This is a genomic window from Pseudomonas sp. JV245A (genome assembly GCF_032424515.1).
Taxonomy (GTDB): Bacteria; Pseudomonadota; Gammaproteobacteria; order Pseudomonadales; family Pseudomonadaceae; genus Aquipseudomonas; species Aquipseudomonas protegens.
Window position 1 is genome coordinate 1 of the sequence record NZ_VYKE01000595.1, and the last position, 345, is coordinate 345.

1 pseudogene is annotated in these 345 nt (G+C 68.7%); it reads left to right on the plus strand.

What is annotated here, in order from left to right:
• A pseudogene (locus F6S12_RS33200) lies at nt 1–345 on the plus strand (hypothetical protein); the annotation flags it as partial.

Consider the following 345-nt stretch of genomic DNA (forward strand, 5'->3'; position numbering starts at 1 on the left):
GCCGCAGCTCAAGCGCAATCGCCTGGGCGGCTATGTGATTGCCGCGAGCAATCTGCAACGGCCGCTGCGGCAGCAGTGGATGCTGGTGGTCCTGTGCGGGCCGCTGCTGAATCTGCTGGTGGGTGGCGCTTCCCTGGCGCTTGGGCTGTCCTGGCCCGGGGTGCCGGGGGCCATTGCCCTGGCGTTTGCCGTGATCAATCTGGCCATGGGGGTGGGTAACCTGATGCCTGCCTGGCGGGTACTGCCCAGCGACGGCATGCTCCTGCTGGGCTGGTACCGGCATCGCGACGATCAACGTCCGGAGCTGGCCCAGGCACGCCTGTTGGCCCTGACCGTGGCCGGGGT